Annotated in this window: 23 protein-coding genes; 3 read left to right on the top strand and 20 right to left on the bottom strand. The window is 34.6% G+C overall.

What is annotated here, in order from left to right; translation table 11 throughout:
- Positions 1-26: 26 nt before the first annotated feature.
- A complete protein-coding gene (locus CWS01_RS06670; protein ID WP_235851989.1) occupies positions 27-932 on the bottom strand; it encodes an AraC family transcriptional regulator in 906 nt (301 codons plus the stop codon).
- Positions 933-1106: 174 nt separating this feature from the next.
- Between CWS01_RS06670 and melA the strand changes: the two genes are divergently transcribed.
- Positions 1107-2432 carry an alpha-glucosidase/alpha-galactosidase gene (melA, locus tag CWS01_RS06665; protein WP_101176419.1) on the top strand — a complete coding sequence of 442 codons (1326 nt, stop codon included), beginning with the start codon at positions 1107-1109 and terminating at the stop codon, positions 2430-2432.
- Positions 2433-2622: 190 nt separating this feature from the next.
- Here the strand turns inward: melA and sigK are convergent, their stop codons facing one another.
- Positions 2623-3336 carry an RNA polymerase sporulation sigma factor SigK gene (gene sigK, locus CWS01_RS06660; protein WP_101176418.1) on the bottom strand — a complete coding sequence of 238 codons (714 nt, stop codon included), beginning with the start codon at positions 3334-3336 and terminating at the stop codon, positions 2623-2625.
- Between the two features lie 357 nt (positions 3337-3693).
- Here sigK and CWS01_RS06655 point away from each other — a divergent pair, with 357 nt between their 5' ends.
- On the top strand, positions 3694-5628 hold the full coding sequence (locus CWS01_RS06655) for a fructose-1,6-bisphosphatase (RefSeq protein WP_101176417.1): 1935 nt from the start codon (positions 3694-3696) through the stop codon (positions 5626-5628).
- Positions 5629-6033: 405 nt separating this feature from the next.
- On the opposite strand, the gene CWS01_RS06650 is transcribed toward CWS01_RS06655, so the two are convergent.
- The 6 genes from CWS01_RS06650 to CWS01_RS06625 all read right to left on the bottom strand — a co-directional run bounded on the left by CWS01_RS06650 (position 6034) and on the right by CWS01_RS06625 (position 10994).
- A complete protein-coding gene (locus CWS01_RS06650; protein WP_101176416.1) occupies positions 6034-6180 on the bottom strand; it encodes a YrzI family small protein in 147 nt (48 codons plus the stop codon).
- 693 nt (positions 6181-6873) lie between these two features.
- Entirely contained in the window at positions 6874-7113 is a 240-nt protein-coding gene (locus CWS01_RS06645) for a YrhC family protein (RefSeq protein WP_101176415.1), read from the bottom strand.
- 294 nt (positions 7114-7407) lie between these two features.
- Positions 7408-8544 carry a bifunctional cystathionine gamma-lyase/homocysteine desulfhydrase gene (locus CWS01_RS06640; RefSeq protein WP_101176414.1) on the bottom strand — a complete coding sequence of 379 codons (1137 nt, stop codon included), beginning with the start codon at positions 8542-8544 and terminating at the stop codon, positions 7408-7410.
- A 1-nt stretch (position 8545) separates the two neighbouring features.
- On the bottom strand, positions 8546-9469 hold the full coding sequence (locus tag CWS01_RS06635; protein WP_101176413.1) for a PLP-dependent cysteine synthase family protein: 924 nt from the start codon (positions 9467-9469) through the stop codon (positions 8546-8548).
- A gap of 179 nt (positions 9470-9648) precedes the next feature.
- A complete protein-coding gene (mtnN, locus tag CWS01_RS06630) occupies positions 9649-10344 on the bottom strand; it encodes a 5'-methylthioadenosine/S-adenosylhomocysteine nucleosidase (protein WP_101176412.1) in 696 nt (231 codons plus the stop codon).
- Positions 10341-10994, bottom strand: a complete 654-nt coding sequence (locus CWS01_RS06625; protein ID WP_101176411.1) for a class I SAM-dependent DNA methyltransferase — start codon at positions 10992-10994, stop codon at positions 10341-10343. Before CWS01_RS06625 ends, mtnN begins: the two co-directional genes overlap by 4 nt.
- A 160-nt stretch (positions 10995-11154) precedes the next feature.
- Between CWS01_RS06625 and CWS01_RS06620 the strand changes: the two genes are divergently transcribed.
- A complete protein-coding gene (locus CWS01_RS06620) occupies positions 11155-11364 on the top strand; it encodes a YrzA family protein (protein WP_101176410.1) in 210 nt (69 codons plus the stop codon).
- A 71-nt stretch (positions 11365-11435) separates the two neighbouring features.
- On the opposite strand, the gene CWS01_RS06615 is transcribed toward CWS01_RS06620, so the two are convergent.
- From CWS01_RS06615 to alaS, 12 genes are all read right to left on the bottom strand, one after another.
- Positions 11436-12080 (bottom strand): YrrS family protein, encoded by a 645-nt coding sequence (locus CWS01_RS06615; RefSeq protein ID WP_101176409.1) that lies wholly within the window; start codon positions 12078-12080, stop codon positions 11436-11438.
- A 156-nt stretch (positions 12081-12236) separates the two neighbouring features.
- Complete coding sequence (locus CWS01_RS06610) at positions 12237-13997, bottom strand: peptidoglycan D,D-transpeptidase FtsI family protein (RefSeq protein ID WP_101176408.1); 1761 nt, start codon at positions 13995-13997, stop codon at positions 12237-12239.
- A 63-nt stretch (positions 13998-14060) separates the two neighbouring features.
- Positions 14061-14531 (bottom strand): transcription elongation factor GreA, encoded by a 471-nt coding sequence (greA, locus tag CWS01_RS06605; protein WP_101176407.1) that lies wholly within the window; start codon positions 14529-14531, stop codon positions 14061-14063.
- 414 nt (positions 14532-14945) lie between these two features.
- On the bottom strand, positions 14946-15581 hold the full coding sequence (gene udk / locus CWS01_RS06600; protein ID WP_101176406.1) for a uridine kinase: 636 nt from the start codon (positions 15579-15581) through the stop codon (positions 14946-14948).
- A 4-nt stretch (positions 15582-15585) separates the two neighbouring features.
- Positions 15586-16854 carry a peptidase U32 family protein gene (locus CWS01_RS06595; RefSeq protein WP_101176405.1) on the bottom strand — a complete coding sequence of 423 codons (1269 nt, stop codon included), beginning with the start codon at positions 16852-16854 and terminating at the stop codon, positions 15586-15588.
- A 24-nt stretch (positions 16855-16878) separates the two neighbouring features.
- Positions 16879-17808, bottom strand: a complete 930-nt coding sequence (locus CWS01_RS06590; RefSeq protein ID WP_101176404.1) for a peptidase U32 family protein — start codon at positions 17806-17808, stop codon at positions 16879-16881.
- A 2-nt stretch (positions 17809-17810) separates the two neighbouring features.
- On the bottom strand, positions 17811-18452 hold the full coding sequence (locus CWS01_RS06585; protein WP_101176403.1) for an O-methyltransferase: 642 nt from the start codon (positions 18450-18452) through the stop codon (positions 17811-17813).
- A gap of 279 nt (positions 18453-18731) precedes the next feature.
- A complete protein-coding gene (mltG, locus tag CWS01_RS06580; RefSeq protein ID WP_101176402.1) occupies positions 18732-19880 on the bottom strand; it encodes an endolytic transglycosylase MltG in 1149 nt (382 codons plus the stop codon).
- 406 nt (positions 19881-20286) lie between these two features.
- A complete protein-coding gene (locus CWS01_RS06575) occupies positions 20287-20577 on the bottom strand; it encodes a DUF1292 domain-containing protein (RefSeq protein ID WP_101176401.1) in 291 nt (96 codons plus the stop codon).
- Positions 20578-20590: 13 nt separating this feature from the next.
- Positions 20591-21007 carry a Holliday junction resolvase RuvX gene (ruvX, locus tag CWS01_RS06570; protein WP_101176400.1) on the bottom strand — a complete coding sequence of 139 codons (417 nt, stop codon included), beginning with the start codon at positions 21005-21007 and terminating at the stop codon, positions 20591-20593.
- A gap of 5 nt (positions 21008-21012) precedes the next feature.
- Complete coding sequence (locus tag CWS01_RS06565) at positions 21013-21279, bottom strand: IreB family regulatory phosphoprotein (protein WP_101176399.1); 267 nt, start codon at positions 21277-21279, stop codon at positions 21013-21015.
- A 75-nt stretch (positions 21280-21354) separates the two neighbouring features.
- Entirely contained in the window at positions 21355-23988 is a 2634-nt protein-coding gene (gene alaS, locus CWS01_RS06560) for an alanine--tRNA ligase (RefSeq protein ID WP_101176398.1), read from the bottom strand.
- Positions 23989-24128 lie beyond the last annotated feature (140 nt).

The following is a 24128-nucleotide window of genomic DNA, read 5'->3' as shown; positions in this document are numbered from 1 at the left end:
ATATACATAATGGCTATCGGATTCGATTATTCCATAATTAAATAATCAATTTCTGCTACATCCTTGCTGTCACGAAATGTTCCTGCAGACACACCGACCACTTTACGGAACACTTTATTGAAATAATTAGCATTGGCATAACCGACAGCATCTGCAATTTCTATAATAGAAGAATCTGTTGTTCTTAGAAGTTCTGCTGCTTTTTGGATGCGTATTTTAGTAAGGTATTGGACAGGTGTCATATTTAACTGATGCTGAAACTGCTTAATAAAATAATATTTAGAATAACCAGAAATGACCGCTATTTCATCAAGTGTAATTGGTTCATGATAATGTGTTTGAATATAAATTATTGCTTTTGTCATGTTCAGCGAAAAATCTTTTTTGGGTTTTTCCATATTTTTAATAAAACGATAGCATTCCATAATAAATTCATACGCTTTTGCTGAAGCATGATAAGAATCTGAAATTTTTTGTTCATACGTATGCTGATAAATTTTTAGTAAAAGCTGAATAAGCTTAGAATCTGCTGGAATCTTCAACACAGGACCATAGTTCTCTTGTATTATATTCCAGCAGTTAGCTGCCTCTTTTCCAACTAATGTAATAAAAACAAACTCCCAACGTTTGCTGTCCTTTGGGAGATAATAGCGGTGGTTGCTTGGAATCTCTACAACAAACGCTTGACCTGCTTCTAATCGATAATCTTTTCCCTCCATTTCAAGCCTGCCTTCTCCGGATAATGTATATTGAAAGACATACTTGCCTACCTCTTTCCTTTTTAACCCATGCCAGTCATATGTTGTGCCAAATAATTTTTCTTCCCTGCCAAGCACCGAAATATTGGCTAAATCGTTGCCGATGCTATCTTGAAAATAAAAGCCATATACGCCATAACCCACTCTATTATTTTCCTCTTGAATAAAAGACAATATCTTACCCTCCAATCACAGTAACTTACCATTGATATTAATTTGAAAGCGCTCTATTATTAATTTATCAAGAAAAAACAATTCTGAATAGATGCTAACTATCTAAATGAAGTAAGCAATTTTGTCTTAAGCAATAAAGCATCTAGCCAATTTCAGTAACTAGGAGGAAAAAAGATGAGCAAAATTACCTTTATTGGGGCAGGAAGTACCGTTTTTACGAAAAATGTTCTTGGAGACTGCATGTTTGTTCCCGCTTTAGCAGGATTTGAATTCGCTTTATTTGATATTGATGAACAGCGTCTAAAGGAATCAGAAAACATGCTAAAGAATTTACAACAAAGCTTGCAGGCAAATGTTGTGATAAAAGCATACACTGATCGGAAAGAAGCTTTAAGGGGTGCAAAATATATCATTAATGCCATTCAAGTTGGCGGCTACAAACCTAGTACTGTCATTGATTTTGACATACCGAAAAAGTATGGGCTTCGCCAAACAATTGCCGATACAATTGGAATTGGCGGGATTTTCCGTTCTTTGCGCACTATTCCTGTTATGTGGGATTTTGCAAAAGATATCGAAGAAGTTTGTCCAGATGCTCTATTTTTGAATTATACAAATCCAATGGCAGCTTTAACTGGTGCGATGCTGCGCTATACAAATGTCAAAACAGTCGGCTTATGCCATAGTGTTCAAGTTTGCAGCGAACACTTGTTCGAATCATTAGGAATGGACCATACAGGCGTGGAAGAAAAAATTGCGGGAATTAACCATATGGCTTGGCTTCTTGAAATTAAACGAGACGGCAAAGATTTATATCCAGAAATTAAACGCCGTGCAAAAGAAAAACAACTTACCAAACATGATGATATGGTCCGTTTTGAGTTAATGGATAAATTCGGCTACTATGTAACAGAATCCTCTGAACATAATGCAGAATACCATCCATATTTCATCAAAAGAAACTATCCAGAACTAATTGAAAAATTTAATATTCCATTAGATGAATATCCACGCCGCTGTGTAGAACAAATTGAACGCTGGGAAAAAATGCGGGATGAAATGGTAAATAATGCACAGCTGACTCATACCCGCTCTCATGAATATGGTTCACGGATTATTGAAGCAATTGAAACAAATAATCCATTTAAATTTGGCGGAAATATTTTAAATACAGGACGTCTTATCAGCAATTTGCCGGAAAAGGCTGTTGTTGAAGTGCCTTGCTTAGCAGATCGAAGCGGCATTACACCTTGTTATGTCGGGGATATTCCAGAACAACTAGCATCTCTTAACCGGACCAATATTAATACACAATTACTGACCATTGAAGCAGCTGCAACTGGAAAAAAAGAGCATCTTTATCAAGCAGCCATGCTTGACCCACATACAGCAGCAGAATTATCCATGGACGATATTATTGCAATGTGTGACGACTTAATCGAAGCACATGGGGATTGGATTCCTAAATTTAATGACTCTAAAACTATTTCATTTGCATAGATAAAAAGAAAAAACTTGATCTGAACTGTGGCCCAATCGTTAAGTGTATCTAACAATTGGGCTACAGTTTTGCTATAAACAACTATTTATGCAAATGAAAATTACAGGCAGTACTAGCCTAGAATAATCGCTATCTACATGAACGATAAAACCAAAAAGGGCACTCGATTACAGAGAGCCCTTTTTGGTTTTATTTTTTCTTCTTCTCTTTTTCAGCACGGTAAAATTCATGGAACATTTTCATCAATGCTCTTTTTTCGATTCTTGATACATAACTTCTTGATATACCTAGTTCTTTTGCTATCTCCCGCTGTGTTTTTTCTTTTTGCAAGTCTAGACCAAAACGTCCGACAATTACTTCTTTTTCTCTTTCATCCAATACATCGATATATTCTTTTACTTTTTCCAATTCCATATTTAATTGAATCGTGTTGACAACATCTTCGGATTCCGATTTTAAGACATCGATAAGACTAATCTCATTCCCCTCCTTATCCTGACCAATTGGATCATGCAAGGAAACATCTTTTTTCGTTTTCTTTAATGCTCGCAAATGCATTAAGATTTCATTTTCAATACATCTAGCTGCATATGTCGCAAGCTTCGTACCCTTACCTTCTGAAAAACTTTCAATGCCTTTAATTAATCCAATAGTACCAATTGAAATTAAATCTTCAGAATCTTCCCCTGTATTTTCAAACTTTTTGACAATATGTGCAACAAGACGCAAGTTATGTTCAATTAACATATTCCTCGCATGTGAATCTCCTTGTGCCATTAAGCGCAAATATTTTTTTTCATCTGCTGCAGACAACGGCTGTGGGAAGGCATTATTCTTCACATAAGAAACAAGGAATACTAACTCTTTCAGTAAAATTCCAAGCGAATATAAAATTCCAGACATTGTTTCACCTCCACATTAAAGGACATTAGCCTATACTTTATAACTATGTGAATAAGAGGACTGTTTTGCATGTCCAAGAAATAATAATCTTTGGAAAATCTTTTAGTTTTAGGTTTAAAAAACTAAAAGACGGGGTAAAAATGGTGTTTGTATGACAAACTAGAAAACAGATAATGAAAAAAGAGAGCGATATATTACAAAATTTTCAGTATCCTTTTTCCCTTTTTCAAATAAAATTAAGGTTTTTTATTGAATTCCTTGTATAATATGGATAAGCAGCCTTTTACTTATAATACATAATTGCTTCATTTTGGCCAGCTAACAAACAACATATGGCTATTTTGCGAGGGGATAATAATGAATACAAAATATTTGGACTTATTAGTAGAAAAATATGATTCTGAAGAAAAAGTTGTCACAGAAATTATCAATTTAGAAGCCATCTTGAACCTGCCCAAAGGAACCGAACATTTTGTCAGCGATCTTCACGGAGAATATAATGCATTTCAACATGTATTAAGAAATGGTTCAGGCAATGTAAAAGAAAAGATTAAAGACTTATTTAAAGAAGAACTTTCCCAAAAAGAAGTAGATGAATTTGCTACATTGGTCTATTATCCTGAGGGAAAGCTAGAAATGGTCAAATTATCCTTTGAACGTTCTGATCAACTGTATCAATGGTATGCCGATACAATTGAACGAATAATTAAGCTCGTATCCTTTGCTTCTTCTAAATACACACGCTCTAAAGTTAGAAAGGCGCTGCCAAAACAGTTTGTTTATATTATTGAAGAACTTCTTTATAAAAAAGATGAACTAGAGAATAAAAAAGAATACTATACAGAAATTATCCAAAGAATTATTTCTTTAGGCCAAGCACCAAAACTAATTAGCGGCATGGCATATGCTATTCAAAATTTAGTAGTGGACCACCTTCATGTTGTAGGAGATATTTACGATAGGGGGCCAGATCCTGATAAAATTGTCGATAAATTAATGACTTACCATTCTGTTGATATACAGTGGGGAAACCATGATGTGTTGTGGATAGGGGCATTTGCAGGATCAAAGGTATGTCTTGCCAACATTATTCGCATTTGTGCCAGATACAATAATTTAGATATTATCGAAGATGTATATGGCATTAATTTGCGCCCGCTTCTTAATTTAGCGGAAAAATATTATGGAGACAATTCAGCATTTCGGCCAAAAGCCTCAAAAGAAAGTAATGTTTCTGCAGAAGAAATATTGCAAATAACAAAAATTCATCAAGCTATTTCTATTATTCAATTTAAATTGGAAAGTGCCATTATTAAAAGACGCGCAGATTTCCATATGAAGCGAAGACTATTATTAGAAAAAATAAATTACTACAATAATACCATTGAATTAAATGATATTACCTACCAGCTAGAAAACACATGTTTTGCAACAGTTAATCCTGAAAATCCTGGATTGCTATTAAAAGAAGAAGAAGAAGTACTGGAAAAATTATTATTTGCCATTCAGCATTCAGAAAAACTCGCCAGGCATATGAATTTTCTAATGAAAAAAGGCAGCCTCTATCTTCCTTATAATGGAAATCTTCTGATTCATGGCTGTATTCCACTCAACAATGATGGAACGATGAAAACAATGGTCATTGATGGACAAGAGTATGCAGGCAAAAAATTGTTGGATATTTTTGAGTATTATTTAAAAGCTGGCTTTGCTCATCCCGAAACAACCGATGATTTAGCAACAGATATGATTTGGTATTTATGGTCTGGTGAAAATTCTTCGCTATTCGGAAAAAAAGACATGACGACATTTGAACGTTATTTTATTAAAGATAAAAAAACACATAAAGAAGAAAAAAATGCTTATTATAAATTGCGGGAAGATGAAAACATTTGCCGAAATATCTTAGCTGAATTTGATTTAAATCCAGATCAAGGGCATATCATTAATGGACACACTCCTGTTGAAGAAATAAACGGAGAAAATCCAATTAAGGCAAAGGGAAAAATGATCGTTATCGACGGCGGATTTTCTAAAGCCTACCAATCAAAAACTGGGATTGCTGGATATACCCTTTTATATAATTCATATGGGATGCAGCTTGTTGCACATAAACAATTTACTTCCAAAGAAGATGTGCTTCAGAATGGTACAGATGTTTTATCAGTAAAAAGAATAGTAGATCGTGAGCTTAGAAGAAAAAAAGTACTGGAAACAAATGTAGGCGAAAAAATATTAGAACAAATTACTGATTTAAAACATCTGTTAGAGTATCGTTTCGTCAAAAACTAAATTCATTTCCATAAGATAGGGGAAAAACCACAAGTGATGGTCACTTGTGGTTTTTAAATTCAATAAAAAATAATTTACCTTTTTCTTCTCCACTTCAAGGTCAGCAATAATATATATACATTCATTAGATTTTCTCCAGTGTTTAAGCCGTTAGGTAGAATCCTTCTCCACCCAGAAGATTTTTTGCCGATTTTGTAGTTTTATAATCATAATACCTCAACACCTTTCTATTTATGTCATTTAAAAGCGACTCATGTAATAGTGTTTGCTTTTATTTTCTTCCATAATTTCTGCTATTTGCTGCTCTGCTAAAAGTTCCTTTTCTGATTGTTTTACTTTTTTATCGTAATGGTAAAAAACAACATATTTAAGGTCATTCTTTTTCACTCCTTTCGTTTTTTATCATTAGATGCGCGGCGAACCCCCTATCAAGATATTCCTTCTGTTATGTTCATCCATAATTCGATTTATTTCCTGTTCATGGTTAATTTCTTCTGATGTCTTTTCATATTTTTTGATTATAATGGTAAAAAACAATAAATTTAGTGTCATCATTTCACCCCCTTTCCTATCCATAATTACTTTTTTTATAAAAAATGTAAAAATTTATGAAAAAATCACACAAAAAACCGCAGAGAGATGAATCCCTGCGGTTCCCTAAAAATGGTATAAAAAACCGCAGGACACCATTCACCTGCGGTTGGATAGACAGAATTTATCGTAAACTAGCTCTTCCATTCCTTATAGGTTGAATTTGTGTTGATTGCATATAAAATTTTTGTGCTTTCATTTAATAAACATGCTGATACAACGATATGCTTTTTCATATTATTCAACCTCCTTTAAGAAATAATTTGTTTACATTGGTAATTATATCCTCTATTACCATTTTTGTAAACTTATTTTTCAGAAAATAGGCAAAAAAACAGAATTAATTCTGACAATAAGTTTTTCTCCTTTAGCCTTTAAAAAAAAGCTATTTTCTAAAAGATTGTTATTTTTCGGATAGTTTCCATGAGTAAATCCATGGTTAAAACAGGCTGATTGGAGTGAAAGGCGCGAGACTCCTGTGGGATTAGCGCGGGACAGGTGAGATCCCACTGAGGAGGCTCACGGCCCGCCCCACAGAAAGCGGGCATCCTGGAACGAAAATCAACCTACTTCTTTAAAAGCAGCAAAGTTTATGAAAACAGCAAAAAAAGAGACTAGTCTTTAAGTTCCCCTTAAAAGCTAGTCTCTTTTTCTTTATTTATTAGATAGTTCATTTAATTTATTTTTTAATTTTTTTGCTTTTGCGAAAAAGAAAATAGATCCACCTAAACAAGCAGATGTCATCATCATCATTACAGCAGTATTTATTTCTGTTTTATCGGGAGTTGGAATGATAACACCTAAATAAAAAAAGACGCCTACAGCTAATAAAACAATCGCAAATCTTTTAAAGTCTACTATTTTCCCCATTAGATCTTTTAATGCCTTCTCCATTTTTCTCCCCCTTTTTATCTAGTTATCTATTTTCTTACTTTATCATACCAGCAATTTCTTCTCCTTATGAAATTAATAGTAAAATTGGAAATTAACAACCATTAAAAAAGAGAGAAAAATGATTGTAACCATCACTAACTGCTAATTTATTTGCTATTAGGGATAACAAAATGATAAAGCGAAACTTCAATCATGCTTTTAAGATTTCTCGTTTTCTCTTAGGGGCAATAGCTCCTTAATGGGCGATAAAAAGCTTTGACCACTATTTTTGGTCAAAGCTTTCCTTTCCAGCATTTATGACTCTAATGCTTGTTTTAAATCTTCTATTAAATCGTCTACATCTTCTAATCCAACAGAAATCCTCACTAATCCATCCGTTATGCCAAGTTCTGCTCTTCTTTCTTTTGGAATAGATGCATGTGTCATTTTAGCTGGAACAGAAATCAAACTTTCTACAGCACCAAGGCTTTCTGCAAGTGTAAAATATTTCAACTTGCTTAATAAATTAGATGCTTTCTCCTCACTGCCTACATCAAAACTTATCATCCCACCAAATCCTAACGCTTGTCGTTTGCTAATTTCATGATTAGGATGTGCTGGCAGTCCTGGATAGTATATTTTTTCGACTTGAGGATGTTTAGATAAAAAAGAAACAATTTTCTTTGCATTTCTTTCATGTTCCTCCATACGGATACCTAGTGTTTTAATGCCTCGAATTAACAGCCACGAATCATTTGGTCCAAGAATTCCACCTGTTGAATTTTGTATAAAATGCAGGTCATTTCCTAAGGCATCATCATTTACTGCGACTAATCCAGATATAACATCACTATGGCCTCCTAAATATTTGGTAGCACTATGCAAGACAATATCCGCACCTAATGTAAGAGGTACTTGAAAGTAAGGAGTCGAAAATGTATTATCCACAATCGTTAATAAGCCATGTTCTTTTGCTAAAGTCGAGGCTGCTTTTATATCGGTAATTTTTAATAAAGGATTTGTTGGTGTTTCTAAATATAATGCAACTGTATTCTTTTGTATGGCTTCTTGAATATTGTTGATGTTACTTGTATCAACAAAAGTAGCTTCTATTCCAAATTTGGTTAATACTTTTGTCATCACTCGAAATGTGCCGCCATACACATCATCTGTTAGAAGAATATGATCCCCTTGTTTAAACAGCATCATAACAGCCGTAATTGCCGCCATCCCAGAACTGAATGCAAAACCTCTTTTCCCACTTTCTAAATCTTTAATCAATTCCTCCAATGCGTGTCTTGTTGGGTTTCCCGTTCTTGAATATTCAAACCCTTTATGATTGCCTGCTCCCTCTTGCTTATACGTACTTACTTGATAGATTGGCACATTTACTGCTCCTGTATGAAGATCTCCTGAAATGCCTCCGTGAATAAGCTTGGTTTTTCGTTTCAAGTTACATACCTCCCTCAAATATTTTTTTGCTCATATAACGATCACTGCTGTCTGGGAAAACAACGACAATATTTGTTCCCTCTGTTGCATTTTTTGCTTCCAGAAGAGCTGCCTGCAATGCAGCTCCAGAAGAACTTCCAACGAGCAGCCCTTCTTTTCTAGCCACCTCTTTTACTTTTTCAAAAGCCTCCTCATCGCTTATCGTGTAAATTTGATCAATATAAGAGGCATCCATAAACTCAGGCAAAAACTCCATACCAATTCCTTCTGTTTTATGAGGCCCAAGTTTTCCTTTATTTAAAATGGATCCTTCTGGTTCAACAATAATAGTTCTTATTTGTTGATTCTGCTCTTTTAAGAATCGAGCTGTTCCCATAAATGTTCCTCCAGACCCAGCACCTGCAACAAAAACATCCACTTTATGATCCATTTGCTTCCAAATTTCCGGCCCTAATGTTTGATAATAGGTATTTGGGTTTGCAGGATTTTCAAATTGTCCTGGAATATAAGAGTTCGGTATTTGTTTTTGAAGCTCTTTTGCCTTTTGAATAGCTCCTTTTATGCCTAGTTCTGTTTTTGTATGAACAATTTTGGCACCTAACACCCTCATAATTTGTTGTTTTTCTATACTGAATTTTTCTGGTACACAAAATATAACATCAATATCTTGATTTAAGGCAGCAAGCGCCAAACCAATTCCAGTGTTGCCTGCAGTCGGTTCAATAATAGTACTACCCTTTTGTATTTTCCCTGTTTTTAAGGCATCCTTAATTAGTTCCATTCCTAATCTATCTTTAATGCTACCTCCGGGATTGTAATATTCTAATTTCGCAAATAAGCGCACTTTTTGGGGCAAGAAAAAATGCGTCAGTTCTACCATTGGAGTATTTCCAATTAATTGATGGACATTCTGAAAAATCTTCAAGGCATTTCCTCCCTTTGCCTTTTATTTTTACAGCTGTATTAAAAATATAGAGGAGTTTTACAATTATTTTTACAAATAATTATACAGAGTGGAAAAGTAGGATTTGAAAAGAAGTGGACTCTAAGTATTTTTCTTAGAGTCTCCACTATTTTAGATGAATATTGTTAAAACATGTGGCATTAGCTTATTTTAGAAACAATTGTCATTACTAAATTTGCCGAATGAACAGCTGCTTTTTCTAAATATTGATCAAAAGAAAGATGTGACTCTTTCCCAGCAATATCTGATAAAGAACGAATAATGACAAATGGCAGTTTATATTGGTAAGCAACTTGTGCAATCGCAGCTGCTTCCATTTCAACAGCCTGCAGTCCTTGAAACTTACTTTGAATAAATGCCACTTTTTCTGGATCATTAATAAAAGAATCTCCGGTTGTAATCAATCCTTTTACAACTGCATGATCTCCTACCTCTTTCGCACAAGTTTCAGCGATCTGAACAAGTTCAGCATTTGCTTCAAAAGCAGCAGGCATTTGTGGTACTTGGCCGTACTCATATCCAAATATGGTTGCATCCACATCATGATGACGCACTTCTTTGGAAATAACCACATCACCTACATTCAGCTTTGGATTAAGTCCTCCTGCTGACCCTGTATTAATCAAATAGTCCGGTTTAAAATTTTCTAATAAAATCGTCGTACTCATTGCTGCATTTACTTTCCCAATGCCTGAACGCAATAATACTACCTCTTTATCAAATAAACTTCCTTCTATAAATTGAAAACCTGCAATTTGCTGCTCCTTTTTATTCGTTATTCTCTCTCTTAATAAAGCTACTTCTTCTTCCATTGCTCCAATGATTGCTATTTTCATTTTTCGTCTTCTTCTCCTTTTTTGACTCCTTCCATAATCCAGACAAAATCATTAAACTGTTCAAACTTAACGGTAAATCCATTATCCTGAAATATTTCCGTTAAGATAGGAATAGTTGTATAATATTCACGTTTTAAATCTTCTGCTAAATTTGGATAGCCTTTTTTTACTGCATCATTAATCGTTTGCAAATATTTATCATTTGATGTAAACATCGTATCTGCAAAAACTATTTTACCACCACTAGGCAAGAAATTACTATATAACTCTACCGCCTTCCGTTTTTCCTTATCTGTCAGGTGATGAAATGCATATGTGCTGACAATCGTTTGTGGATTCTCTGTTATTTCAAAGACAAGAAAATCTCCATTTTTTATTATCGCCTTTTCTCCTAATTTTTCTTTTGCGTGCTTGCGCATCGCTTGTGATGGCTCAATCGCTGTAACACTCAAACCCTTATTTAATAATTTTACGGTCAGATTTCCAGTCCCAGGACCAAATTCTAGAACATGGCCAAAAGCTCGCTTTGCAACTTCTTGTAAAATTTTATCATAATCAAAAAATACTTCTTTATATTCTGCATCACTTTTTATGCTTTCATCATAAGTATCAGCCCATTTTTCAAAAATCTCAGCAAACTCATTTCCCAAAGTCCACACCTCTTTATTAAATATATTATTCCTATAAACATAGTATGTTTTTGATTTGATTTTGGGATTGAATTCCTTTAAAAAATACTTTTCATTCTATAATAAAAGATAAATAACGTATGATAAAATAAGGATTAGTTTATAGGAAAGGAAGAGTGAAATGAACTTTCATCTAGACATAATTGAGGATAAAATTGAATTTTTTGAAGCAGATAATTTAAGGACTTTAGAAAAAAAAATCAATGAGCAAATTGATATAAACAAAGGCATCTTTTTAGGTGTTTATTCTGTTAGCCATCAAATGGCTATTAGCGACAACGGGAGACCTTATTTTACCGCAGTCGTTCATTTTAAAGCAAAAAACAGATAATATTTATTTTAAAAAGCTAATTTTATGTATAAATAAAAAATGTGGATGATGTTCACCCACATTTTTTATTTTTATCTTATATTTAAGTCTTTGATTTCTTCTACTTTTACAGGTTTCCATCCTTTTTGGTCGATCCATTCAATATACACACGATATTTTTTGGATTTATCTTTAGATGATACGGTACCAATTGACTTCTGAGGGTCGTGGTTATTATTCCCTAAAAACCAGATTACCATATCGGACTCATCTAAGCCTGAACCATACGCTAATGCCTTCACTTGTTCATCCCAATCTGGTCCGTCAGAATAAACCGCTTTATGCTCACCTGTTTGTGTAGTATCAACAGATTCCCATGAAGGATTTTCAATTGTTTTCACAACATTGGAATCACTGCCTCCTTCTGTTACAATTGCTTCTTCTTCTGTTTTAGACTCGTCTTCCTCTAGCGTTTTTTCTTCATCAGAATTAGTGGATTCATCTGTATTTCCATTAACAGTTTCTGTTGTATTATTGTCTTTTTTTGTTTCCGCAGTTTTTTCCTTAACTGTTTTATCTCCATTCGCTTCATCTTTGGAGCCGAAAATTGTATAAGATACAAATACAATTAGCAGTATGACTATTACGATTAAACTATTTAAAATTAAATTGGTTTTTTTTCTTTTGGAGCGCTGCTCAGAACGACTTCGATTATTTGTATTATCTTCACTATTCAAAGTGTTTCTCCTCCTATTTCTCTGTTCCAGTCAATGGTGATTGTATTTATTTGTATGGTTATGTAACTAACCATACATTTATTAAGACTGTACATATTCTACCATGAGAAAGCAATAGTGAAAAGTATTAAAGGACAGTATGCTGCGATCTGCTGGTTATTTTGACTTTAGATCATACTTATAAACAGATTTAACCATGTCAGCGAATAATGGATTTACTCCTCCTTCATCAGCAAAAACGCCTAAATTGACTGTAACTAGTGCATATCTTGGCTTATCATAAGGAAAGTAGCCAGCGAACCATTTATTATGGAGCTGCTTTCCTTCTATCATCACATCTGTCTCTGCTGTTCCTGATTTTCCTGCCACTTCATATGGCAAATCTTGAAACCAGCTGCCTGTACCTCTTTCATTTACAATCACTTCTCGAAGTAATTTTTGCAATCTTGCTGCAGTATAAGGAGATATCGTATCCCCCGATAAGTCTTCTTGCTTAAATTTTAAAAGGGTGCTTCGGTTTTTATACTGTATTTCTGATGCAATGCGCACATTTTGTTTTTCTCCTCCTCGTGCGATCGTTGCCATCATATTGGCGACTGCAAGTGGAGTTACTCTGACTTCATTTTGGCCAATCCCAGTTAATGCAACAAAATTATTATCCTTTTTGGCCTCTTCTGTTAAAAATACTCTTCCCTTTTCCTCATCCTGCAATTGTTTAAAATTTTTCGTATGGTAGATGGCTCCCTCCCAGCCAACGATTTGTGTTAACGATAATTTCTCTGCATAATTTTCTAATATATTCGCATCTATATTTTTTAATTCCTTGGCAATTGTTGCAAATGTATTATTACAGCTGACTGCAAAACTATTTGTAAAATTTAACATTCCATGTTGATAGTTTGGATCAGGATCACCATTAATCTTTTGACTGCAGTTAAACATTCGCTTGTCATCATCTAATTTATAATCAATAGCAGCCGCTGCTACAACTGTTTTAAACACAGATCCGACAATTTGCTGCTTTAGCATAAAATTGTTTATTCCTTCTGTTTCATAGGGGCTTTGTTTATTAATCGCAGGTCTAGAAACCATCGCTGCTACAGAATTGGTTTCTAAGTCTAACAAAACCAATCCCCCTTTTTTTATACCTTGCTCGTCCACCAATTTCTCCGCTGTTTCTTGAAGGTCTTTATTTATAGTCGTTTTTACATTAACAGGATAAAAGGGGTTTGCCGGTTCTACATATTTAACGTTAATGCCAAACAATGGCTTTCCTATACCATCCACATGATAGACTAATTTTGCTTCTCCATCAGGCAAAAGAAACTCATCAAAGCTTTTTTCCATGCCCGTAAGTCCTATTAGTGTGTTAAAAGAGAGTTTTTTGTCTGGATATCTTTTTGCTAATAACTCCTCATTTTGGCCTGTTATTCCAAGAAGCTGTTCTGCCAAATTATTTTTGAGACTATCTTTTTTTTCCACAGCAAACACCCCTGGTATCGCCATTTTATTGATAGCTTCTCGCTGCAAATCTGTTAAACTAATAGGATCATCTCCTCCAAAAACAATAGGAGCTTTTGCCGTTTTTACTGCATCCTGTAACTGATATTCAGAAACCCCTATAATTTCTGCTACTTTGCTCTTGTTCCAGTCCATACTTTTCAGAAAAGGAAAAAGGATTAAAACCGATTGTGTCTGATGGGTAAGGAAATTTCCATCCTTATCTAAAAACCCTCCCCTTCCATTATCTAATACAATTTCTTCGGATCGCTGCTTAACGCTTGCTTCTGTTAAATTAATGTTATGTTTTGTAAAATGTTTTGTTTCAACTAGCTGCACTTGTACTAAACGTGCAAGCAAACAAGCCAGCCCCACCATTAAAATAATTCCTATACCAATTATTCTCTTTCTCCACATAAAAAAACACCTCATCAAAAGTCTTGACGAGGTGCTTTTATTTCAAACTATATTTTAAAGCTTTTATTTAATAGTTACAATTTGTACATTCATTTCTCCGCCAGGAGTTTGTACAACTACTTTATCGCCAACTTTTTTGCCAATAAGACTTTTAGCAATTGGAGAATCATTAGAAATTTTCCCTTCAAATGGATCTGCTTCTGCGCTACCGACAATAGTATATGTTTCTTCATCTCCATCAGGAAGTTCAATAAATGTAACAGAGCTGCCTAATGATACTTTATCTCGATCTAATTCAGCTTCTGAAATAATTTTTGCATTACGAATCATATTTTCAATTGTTGTAATACGGCCTTCCACAAATGCTTGCTCTTCTTTCGCCGAATCGTATTCAGAGTTCTCTGATAAATCTCCAAAGCTTCTTGCAATTTTAATGCGTTCTACTACTTCTTTTCTTTTTACCGTTTTTAATTGTTCTAACTCTTGTTCTAATTTTTCTTTACCAGCCAATGTCATCGGAAATACTTTTTCCATTGTGTTCTTCCACTCCTTCTAGTTTCCATAACAATCATTTTGTTTAGGAATAGTTGTTTTTTTATGTATAAGAAATTTAGCGCGTCCGATAAGACGCGCGTACTTATTCTAATAGGAAGAGTTTAATACGTATTACGGAAAAAAGAAAGCCCTTTTTTCATTTTGTAATAGTAATGATATACATAACTTGCCAAGAATAGAATCATTTATACGAAAATTCCTTATAAACCTAAAAAATGAAAAATTATTTTATCTATTGGCTACGCTAATGACTATTGATAAAAAATTTTTGATTCATTCATAAATAACAAATGTTTCTCATGGCCTTTTAACGTTTATAAGTGCTAACGAGGTTCATGAACCAAAATCATCAAAGTAATTTAACAGAAAGCCTGGTTATTATCTGCTATTGTTTCATAAAAGTGACTTTTGTTCAAGGATTGTTTGTATTTTGGTTACCATTAAATCAATGGCAACATGATTTTGTCCACCTTCTGGAATAATGATATCTGCATATCTTTTAGTTGGCTCGATAAATTGATTATGCATTGGCCGAACAACATTAACATATTGATCAATAACAGAATCCATTGTCCGTCCACGATCCTGAATGTCTCTTTTTAATCTTCTAATAATCCTTAGATCAGCATCTGTATCGACAAACAATTTAATATCCATCAGATCACGAAGTCTCTCATCCTCTAAAATCAAAATTCCCTCAATAATGATAACATCTTTTGGCTCTACAGTGATCGTCTCTTTCGATCTCGTATGAATATTATAGTCATATACAGGCTTTTCTATTGTTTCATAACGAAGCAACTTCTCAATATGATCGATCAACAGCTCTGTGTCAAATGCCAGTGGGTGATCATAATTTGTTTTCAACCTTTCTTCAAAAGGCAAATTTGTTTGATCTTTATAATAAAAGTCTTGTTCAATCATTAAAATAGAATGATCATTAAAGCTTTCAAAAACTGCTTTAGAGACGCTCGTTTTCCCTGAACCAGATCCGCCGGCGACCCCAATTACAACTGGTTTACGTTGCATGCAATTAGAGCTCCTTTCGCATCATGTTATTAGGAAACACAGGATGGTCTACTTTAAATTTTACGATTTGCATCGGATGTCTTGCCGCATCCAAAACTTCTCCATTTTCATCCCAAATTGTATCTACAACCATTGTAAAATTATTGATTTCCGGACCAAAAAACTCTAATTCTTGTCCTGTTTTAAAATGATTGCGTTGCTGCAATGTTACAATTTGTGTTTCTGCATCATAATCAAGCACTAATCCAGCAAAATCAAAAGTTGTCTTTTTGCTATGATTGCCAAACATTTGCTCTTCATATCCTGGTTGTCCTTCAAAAAAGGCAGGAGCTGTCTCCCGATTTGCACATTTATCCAGTTCTTTTAACCATTCTTCATTAATAACAAAATTATCTGGATCAGCACAATAGGCATCAATAACTTTGCGATATACACTTACTACTGTAGCAATATAATGGATAGATTTCATTCTTCCTTCGATTTTTAAACTATCAATGCCGATTTCAATCATGCCAGGAATGGATTCAATTAATTTTAAATCCTTTGGACTCATTGCAAATGGAGAATCTTCATTTGCAAATAAAGGATTTTCTTTATTATCCTCTAATTTATATAAATCATAATCCCAGCGGCAGCTTTGGCAGCATCCGCCCCTGTTTGAATCACGTGCAGTCATGTGGTTGCTCAATGTACATCTTCCAGAGTATGCAATACACATTGCACCATGGATAAATGTCTCAATCTCAATATCGACTTTTTCTTTCATTTCGATAATTTCTTCAGCACTTGTTTCCCGTGCTAAAACGACACGCTCTAATCCTTCTTCTTTCCAATATTGCACAGCTTTCCAGTTAGAAAGTGATTGTTGTGTACTTAAATGCACTTCAACTTCTGGAGCTACCCTGCGGCATGTTTCAATAATTAATGGATCGGCAACGATAATTCCATGTACCCCAGCATCTTGTAATCCTGCTAAATAATCTTCTAATCCATCAATATTCTCATTATGTGCAAAAATATTTGTTGTTACATACACTTTTGCATTATATTCTTTAGCGAATTCCACTCCTTCTTTCATTTCAGCAAAAGTGAAATTACCTGCATTGGAACGTAGTCCATATTCCTGGCCGCCAATAAATACTGCATCTGCCCCATAAGCAACAGCAATCTTTAACTTTTCTAAGTTTCCTGCGGGAGCCAATAATTCTGGCTTTTTAACGATCACTCTTTTTCCATCTCTTATTTCAGATATTGGATTTTTAACGATTGTCATATGCTCTTTCCTCCTTTTCCCTTCTTAATAAACAGTTTCCTTAAAGAAAAATCCTGTATCAAGTGGTCTATTTACTGGCTGAATTTTTTCGATTTCTGCAAGGAAAGAATCTTTTTCTTCCTCATACTGATCTGGATCATCTACACACATATCAATAGCTTTTCGGTAAATGCTTGTTACTTTTTCGATATAAGAAGAGTCTTTTAATAACCCATCAATTTTAAAGGAATCAATGCCTGCCTCGATTAAATCTTGCATTTCATCTACAATGCAAATATCATTAGGACTCATAATATGAGTGCCATTTTCATCTTCAAAGATTGGATATTTATTTTCTCTTTCTTTATCATGTAAAAATAAATCTTTTTCCGTTCTTTGTTCATCCATTTCTTGCTCTTTTCCTTGATATTGAAAATAATGTTTCAAAAGAGAGCGTTTTGACTGAAACATTGTCGTCATTCCATGTACTTGAATCTCAATTTCTACTTCAGCATGTTCTTTTATTTCAATAATGCTGTCCATGCTGAGCTCTCTTGCTAAGACCGCCCTTTTTGCACCTTTTTTGCCCCAATAATTGCATGTATACCAATTGGTTCCAGTAGTTTCTGTGCTCCAATGAAGCTTTAATTCTGGAGCAGCTTCACGAGCAACCATTAAAACAGCAGGATCACCATAAATAACAGCATCTGCTCCTGCTTCCTTTAAAAATGGGAGATAAGCATAAAGATCATCCATTTTATCATTATGAAAAATAGCATTTACTGCTACATACACTTTTTTATCATTTGCATGTGCTAATTCAATCGCCTTTTTTACATCCTCACGATTGAATTCACCCGCTAAACGAAGTCCAAACTTCTGCTCTCCTATTACAAATGCATCTGCACCACTTTTTATAAGGGGCAGTATATCATCAACATGATTTGGTGTAACTAATAGTTCAGGTTTCTTCATCATTATCTCCTCTTTTTGCTAATGGCTATTCCATCTCCAACAGGTAAAATGACTGTTTCATACTCTGGATGACTCATTAGCCACTCGTTATAATTGTTAATTTTCCGCACTAATGCTCTAACATTTCTGCTTTCAATATTGCTTTGGGCTACTAAACCGTGAAACAATACATTATCGGTGAAAATAATGCCTTCATCTGAAAGCTGTTTTGTATATATATCAAAAAATTTGCGGTATTGACTTTTGGCTGCATCAATAAATAATACATCATATGGACCGTATTGCTCCACTAAATTTTCCACTTCAAAAGCATCCCCATAAATGAGTTTAATTTGCTTTTGTTTATTTAACTTAGCCACATTTTGTTCGGCAATTTTATAACGCTGTTCATCTCTTTCAACCGTTACTATTGTAGTATTTGGCAAAGCATCTGCCATTCTTATAGCTGAATAGCCAATCGCTGTTCCTATTTCGAGAATTGTTTTCGGCTTGTGAATGCGTAAGAGCTGCAGCAAAGATTCTATACCAACAAGCTCCATAATCGGCACATCATTATCATGGGCATAGTTTTCAATTTCCTCTATCTCTTTTGTTCTTTGCGGAACCAAAGCCTCAATATATGCCGTTATTTTATCTTCTTGCATTTCTTCCACCTCATTGTTCTCTCTTCTAAATAGGCCCTGTTACTTGGCTCTCATATCCTCATATGCTAACAAAGCCTTATCCTTAAAAAAATCTCTACCTGAAAATAGTTAGCTTCTTTTTATAAGAACCCAACCTTCAATACTTCCCCATACAATATAATAAATAGAAAAAAATTATTTCATAAAAATAATAAAATATCTAAAAACACTTGTACTATTTTAACATAAAATAAAAGGGAAAGCTAATTAATCTGCTTCCCCTTTTCATTATTCAACAAATCAATTATTGGAAATATATTTTGCCTTCAATTTATTATGTTCTTCCAATGTTGTAGAAAAATAAACTTTTCCATCTTTTGATGCCAAGAAGTATAGATAATCCGTTTTTTCAGGATGCAAAGCTGCTTCCATAGACATCACACCTGCATTTGCGATTGGCCCAGGAGGAAGACCTTTATTTTGATAAGTATTATACGGAGAATCTACTTCCAAATCTTTATATGTTACTTTTGCTTTATGCTTGCCTTGTGCATATAAAACAGTCGGGTCTGTCTGCAACGGCATTTTTTCTTTTATCCGATTATAAAACACACTCGCAATTTTATTGCGGTCTGCTTTTTTCGTTGCTTCTTTTTCAATTAAAGAGGACATCGTCAAAAATTGATGAACTGATAATTCTTGATCTGCTATTTCCACTTCATATTCCTGAACAACATTTACGGTTTTATCCAGCATGACGGAAACAATCTCCTCAAGCGATGGATTTTTTTTATAAAAAGAATAGGTAGCTGGGAAAAGATATCCTTCTAACGGATGCTTTACATCCTTTGCCATTATTTCTGTTGTTAATAAATCTGGATATTTATTCATCATTGATTGAATGAATGTCTCATTATTCAATTGTTTAATAATATCCGATTCTTTTTGATTCGTTTTTTTGGCAATCGCAGCTGCTATTTCATCCAATTGTTTTCCTTCCGGGATAGTGATGGAAAAAACAGGCTTTTGCATGATTTTCCCCGTTTTTAAACTATCAATAATCTGCGTAAAGGTCATAGAAGGATTCATATGGTATTCTCCTGCCATAAAATCCGACTCATTTTTAAATTTCACATAATATTTAAACACACGAGCATTTTTTATCATTCCTTTATCTTCTAATGTTTGTGAAATAGAAGATACACTTGAACCGATTGGAATATCTACAACGATTTCTTTTTTGCTATTTGGCTCAACTGGCTTTAGTGCAGAATTAATATATAAGAAGATGCTTAATGATGCAATACCAATAATCAGCACTAATGCCGCTGCAGCCACAAGTACAACTCTTCTTACAACTTTCGCTTCATTTTGTCTGTCTGCTAAATTTTCTAAAAAAAGCTCTTTTTTATTTTTTGTTCCATTATTCCCCTCTTTATCTAAAGACACATATTTCCCTCCTAGATGTAGAGCATGTCTGCCCAAAAAATCTCATATCTCGACTCATTATACTATATTATGACCTTAAAAGTCGCAAGTTTTGGCGAAAGGCCGAATATGCAAGAGGATATGTTCCATCTTCCCTATATCAAAACACTCAACCTTTAGGATATATTTCCTAAAATAAATGCTATTTTCTCAAAGCTTTTTGTTTTAGAAAAAGAAAATAGGAAAGAAATGTTTAGCAGCCGACATATACGTTAGACTCCTGCTTTGAAAAGCGAGACAGACAAGAGGCTCAACTCTCGCTTAGCAAAAAGCAAGGTGTATGCAGACTACAGATTTTAAAAGCAACAATCTATACGAGAATAGCCAAAATAAAAAGCAGCCAATTTAAATTGGCCGCTTTTTATTTTTATTCTTCTTCTTGATTGGAAAGGAAAGTATTCAGCATTTCTTCTACTAGATCCCATTCTTCTTCTGTTTCAATTGGAGATAACTCTCCGTCGCGTGTTTCTTCGTTTGGAATAAAAGAAGATGCATGAATATCAATTTCTTCGTCCTCGTCATCATCTTCTCCAATTGGATAATATAAAACGTAAGACTTGCCAAACTCTTCTGATTCAAATGTAAAAAGGATCTCGCATAACTGCTCGTTGCCCTCTTCATCTACTACTGTAATTGTATTTGTTTCACCATGTTCCATTTTTTCCACCTCATTATTTCTGGCTATCTAAATAGCCTTGTAGAATCATTGATGCTGCCATTTTGTCTATTACTTTTTTTCTTTTTTTCCTGCTGACATCTGCTTCTAAAAGGATTCTTTCAGCAGCCATTGTTGTTAAACGTTCGTCCCACAGAATTACTGGCAGCCCAAATTCTTCTTCAAGCAATTTTGCATAGTCCATGCTTGCTTCCCCACGAAAGCCAATGCTGCCATTCATGTTTTTAGGAAGTCCAACCACTATTTTACTCACATCATGTTCAACAATCAATAGCCCTATTCTTTTAATGCCAAATTCCTTTTTATCTTCATCAATTTTAATTGTTTCTATACCTTGTGCTGTCCAGCCAAAAGCATCGCTTATAGATACTCCTACTGTTTTTGAGCCTACATCCAAGCCCATGGTTCGCATTTATACTATTCCTCTCGCTGCTGTTTTAAATAGGATTTTACCAGCTCTTCTATAATTTCATCTCGTTCTAATTTACGAATGATGTTACGTGCATCCAGATGCCTCGGGATATAAGCAGGATCTCCCGAAAGCAGATAACCGACTATTTGATTAATGGGATTATAGCCTTTTTCTTGAAGTGCATCATATACTTGATATAATACTTCCTTCACATCATGTTCATATGGTTCTTCAGGAAAGTTAAATCTCATCGTTTTATCGAATGAACTCATCAAACAACACCTCATTTTCTATTAAAAACGACTGCTTTAGTAGTTATCTACATTTTACACTAGTTGCTGATAATATCAAACGGATTTCACGTATTCTTCTACAAATTGTAGAGCATCTTGTAATTTAGAAGGATCTTTCCCTCCTGCTTGGGCCATATCTGGACGGCCTCCGCCTCCGCCTCCGCAGCGTGTTGCAACTTCTTTGATAATTTTCCCTGCATGGAATCCTTTTTCAATTAAATCTTTTGTTACCCCTGCAATGATGTTTACTTTTCCTTCATTAACGCTTCCAAGCACAATGACAACAGAAGCAATCTTTTGTTTTAAATCATCGGCCATCGTACGCAAGTTGTTCATATCCACACCTTGGATATTGGCAATTAGCACATTAACACCATTAATTTCTTTTACATTATTCACTAGATTGCCTGCTTCAATATTGCTGATTTTTGCAGCCAATGATTCATTTTCTCTTTGAAGCTGCTTCGTTTCTGCCATTAACCCGTCAATTCGTACCACAATATCTTTTGGACTTGTTTTTAGTTTAGCAGAAGCTTGCTTTAACAAGCTGATTTGATCTGTTAATTGCTGATATGCTGCTTGTCCTGTTACAGCTTCAATTCTTCGTGTTCCTGCTCCAATTCCAGCTTCTGAAACAATTTTAAATAGTCCGATTGCAGAAGTATTGTCAACGTGGCATCCTCCACATAATTCTAAACTAAAATCTCCTACTTGAACAACACGAACGACTTTTCCGTATTTTTCGCCAAATAAAGCCATGGCTCCCATTGCTTTCGCTTCATCAATATTTTTATGTTCAATGGAAACAGCTATGCTTTCCCAAATTTTTTCATTGACGATTTTTTCGATATTTTCTAATTCATCTGCTGTAATTTGTCCAAAATGTGAAAAGTCAAAACGCAAACGATCACTTTGCACTAAAGAACCTGCTTGATTAACATGTGTTCCAAGCACATCCTTTAATGCTTGATGAAGCAAGTGTGTAGCTGTATGGTTTTTAATAATTTTCGAACGATTGCTTGCATCCACACTCGCTGTCACTTTGTCATTTAAAGAAACAGTTCCTTCTTCTACTATTCCTCTATGAAGATTTTGTCCGTTCGGCGCTTTTTGGACATCTTTTATTTTTACTAAAACACCCGTTGCTTTTAATGTACCGATATCAGTAATTTGTCCGCCACTTTCTGCATAAAAAGGTGTTTGATCCAAAATAAATTGAATTTCTTTCCCTGCTGATGCGCTAGATATTATCTCTCCCTCTTGAAGCAACGCAACAATCGTTGATTCAACGGTTAACGCTTCATAGCCAACAAATTCACTGCTTACAGTAATATCGCCAAGAACGCCTGTTTGAACTTGCATGCTGTCCACTTCTTGACGTGCGCTGCGGGCGCGATTTCGCTGGCTTTCCATTTCCTGCTCAAAACCTTCCAGATCTAATTCCATTCCTTGTTCCTCTGCATATTCGCTTGTTAACTCTACAGGGAATCCATAAGTATCATATAAACGGAAAATATCGGCACCAGAAATGACTGTGCTTTTTCCTTCTTTCTCTTTTTTCATAACTGCTTCAAGAATCGTTAATCCTTCATGAAGTGTTTCATGGAAACGTTCTTCTTCACTTTTCATTACTTTCTGGATAAAATCTGTTTTATTTTTTACTTCTGGATAAAAATCTACCATTACTTCCCCAACAACAGGGACTAATTCAAACATAAATGGACGGTTAATATTAATATTTTTCGCATAACGAACCGCTCTTCTAAGCAATCTGCGAATAACATAGCCTCTGCCCTCATTTGAAGGAAGCGCCCCGTCCCCAATCGCAAAAGCAACTGTACGGATATGGTCTGCAATCACTTTAAAAGCTTCGTCAAGCTGTTTTTGTTCCCCATATTTTACATCGGCAATTTGTTCTGTTGCACGAATAATTGGCATAAACAGGTCTGTATCAAAGTTTGTCGGTACATTTTGCACAACAGATGCCATGCGCTCTAGCCCCATGCCCGTATCAATGTTTTTCTTAGGAAGCGGCGTATATGTACCATCTGGGTTATGATTAAATTCTGAGAATACAAGATTCCATACTTCTAAATAACGATCATTTTCTCCACCTGGGTAAAGTTCCGGATCATTTTCATCATTTCCGTATTCAGGACCACGGTCATAAAAAATTTCTGTGTTAGGACCACTTGGACCTTCTCCAATGTCCCAGAAATTACCTTCTAAACGAATAATGCGATTCTCAGGAATGCCAATTTTATTCTTCCAGAATTGGTATGCTTCTTCATCTTCTGGATGAACCGTTACCGATAACTTCTCTTTATCAAAGCCAATCCACTTCTCATCTGTAAGAAATTCCCAAGCCCAATCAATAGCTTTTTCTTTAAAATAATCTCCAATAGAAAAATTACCTAGCATTTCAAAAAAAGTTTGATGTCTTGCTGTTTTCCCTACATTTTCAATATCATTTGTGCGGATTGATTTTTGCGCATTTGTAATTCTTGGATTTTCAGGAATAACTCTTCCATCAAAATATTTTTTTAATGTAGCAACTCCACTATTTATCCATAATAAAGATGGATCATCATGTGGAACTAATGATGCACTAGGTTCTACTGTGTGGCCTTTTTCTTGGAAAAACTCTAAAAATTTGCTTCTAATTTCTGAACCAGTTAAAACTTTCATTATTCTACCTCCTTATATGTATACAAGTATACTTTTCCATAAAAGAATAAGCATACATCAGGCTGTTGACAAACGTTTTTAATCCGCCTGAATGTGTTCATTTTTGACTTTGACTATACTCTGATATATTATGATATTTT

Origin of the sequence: Niallia nealsonii (assembly GCF_002835805.1) — a bacterium.
Classification (GTDB): domain Bacteria; phylum Bacillota; class Bacilli; order Bacillales; family Cytobacillaceae; genus Niallia; species Niallia nealsonii.
The sequence above is the reverse complement of the archived record's forward strand: the minus strand, read 5'-3'. Positions and strand labels throughout refer to the sequence as shown.

Excerpts from the sequence above, each read along its gene's own strand:
- melA (WP_101176419.1), top strand. The coding sequence starts at position 1,107 with ATGAGCAAAATTACCTTTATTGGGGCAGGAAGTACCGTTTTTACGAAA.
- sigK (WP_101176418.1), bottom strand. The coding sequence starts at position 3,336 with ATGTCTGGAATTTTATATTCGCTTGGAATTTTACTGAAAGAGTTAGTA.
- CWS01_RS06655 (WP_101176417.1), top strand. The coding sequence starts at position 3,694 with ATGAATACAAAATATTTGGACTTATTAGTAGAAAAATATGATTCTGAA.
- CWS01_RS06650 (WP_101176416.1), bottom strand. The coding sequence starts at position 6,180 with ATGACACTAAATTTATTGTTTTTTACCATTATAATCAAAAAATATGAA.
- CWS01_RS06645 (WP_101176415.1), bottom strand. The coding sequence starts at position 7,113 with ATGGAGAAGGCATTAAAAGATCTAATGGGGAAAATAGTAGACTTTAAA.
- mtnN (WP_101176412.1), bottom strand. The coding sequence starts at position 10,344 with ATGAAAATAGCAATCATTGGAGCAATGGAAGAAGAAGTAGCTTTATTA.
- CWS01_RS06620 (WP_101176410.1), top strand. The coding sequence starts at position 11,155 with ATGAACTTTCATCTAGACATAATTGAGGATAAAATTGAATTTTTTGAA.
- CWS01_RS06610 (WP_101176408.1), bottom strand. The coding sequence starts at position 13,997 with ATGTGGAGAAAGAGAATAATTGGTATAGGAATTATTTTAATGGTGGGG.
- greA (WP_101176407.1), bottom strand. The coding sequence starts at position 14,531 with ATGGAAAAAGTATTTCCGATGACATTGGCTGGTAAAGAAAAATTAGAA.
- udk (WP_101176406.1), bottom strand. The coding sequence starts at position 15,581 with ATGCAACGTAAACCAGTTGTAATTGGGGTCGCCGGCGGATCTGGTTCA.
- CWS01_RS06595 (WP_101176405.1), bottom strand. The coding sequence starts at position 16,854 with ATGACAATCGTTAAAAATCCAATATCTGAAATAAGAGATGGAAAAAGA.
- CWS01_RS06590 (WP_101176404.1), bottom strand. The coding sequence starts at position 17,808 with ATGAAGAAACCTGAACTATTAGTTACACCAAATCATGTTGATGATATA.
- CWS01_RS06585 (WP_101176403.1), bottom strand. The coding sequence starts at position 18,452 with ATGCAAGAAGATAAAATAACGGCATATATTGAGGCTTTGGTTCCGCAA.
- CWS01_RS06575 (WP_101176401.1), bottom strand. The coding sequence starts at position 20,577 with ATGGAACATGGTGAAACAAATACAATTACAGTAGTAGATGAAGAGGGC.
- ruvX (WP_101176400.1), bottom strand. The coding sequence starts at position 21,007 with ATGCGAACCATGGGCTTGGATGTAGGCTCAAAAACAGTAGGAGTATCT.
- CWS01_RS06565 (WP_101176399.1), bottom strand. The coding sequence starts at position 21,279 with ATGAGTTCATTCGATAAAACGATGAGATTTAACTTTCCTGAAGAACCA.
- alaS (WP_101176398.1), bottom strand. The coding sequence starts at position 23,988 with ATGAAAGTTTTAACTGGTTCAGAAATTAGAAGCAAATTTTTAGAGTTT.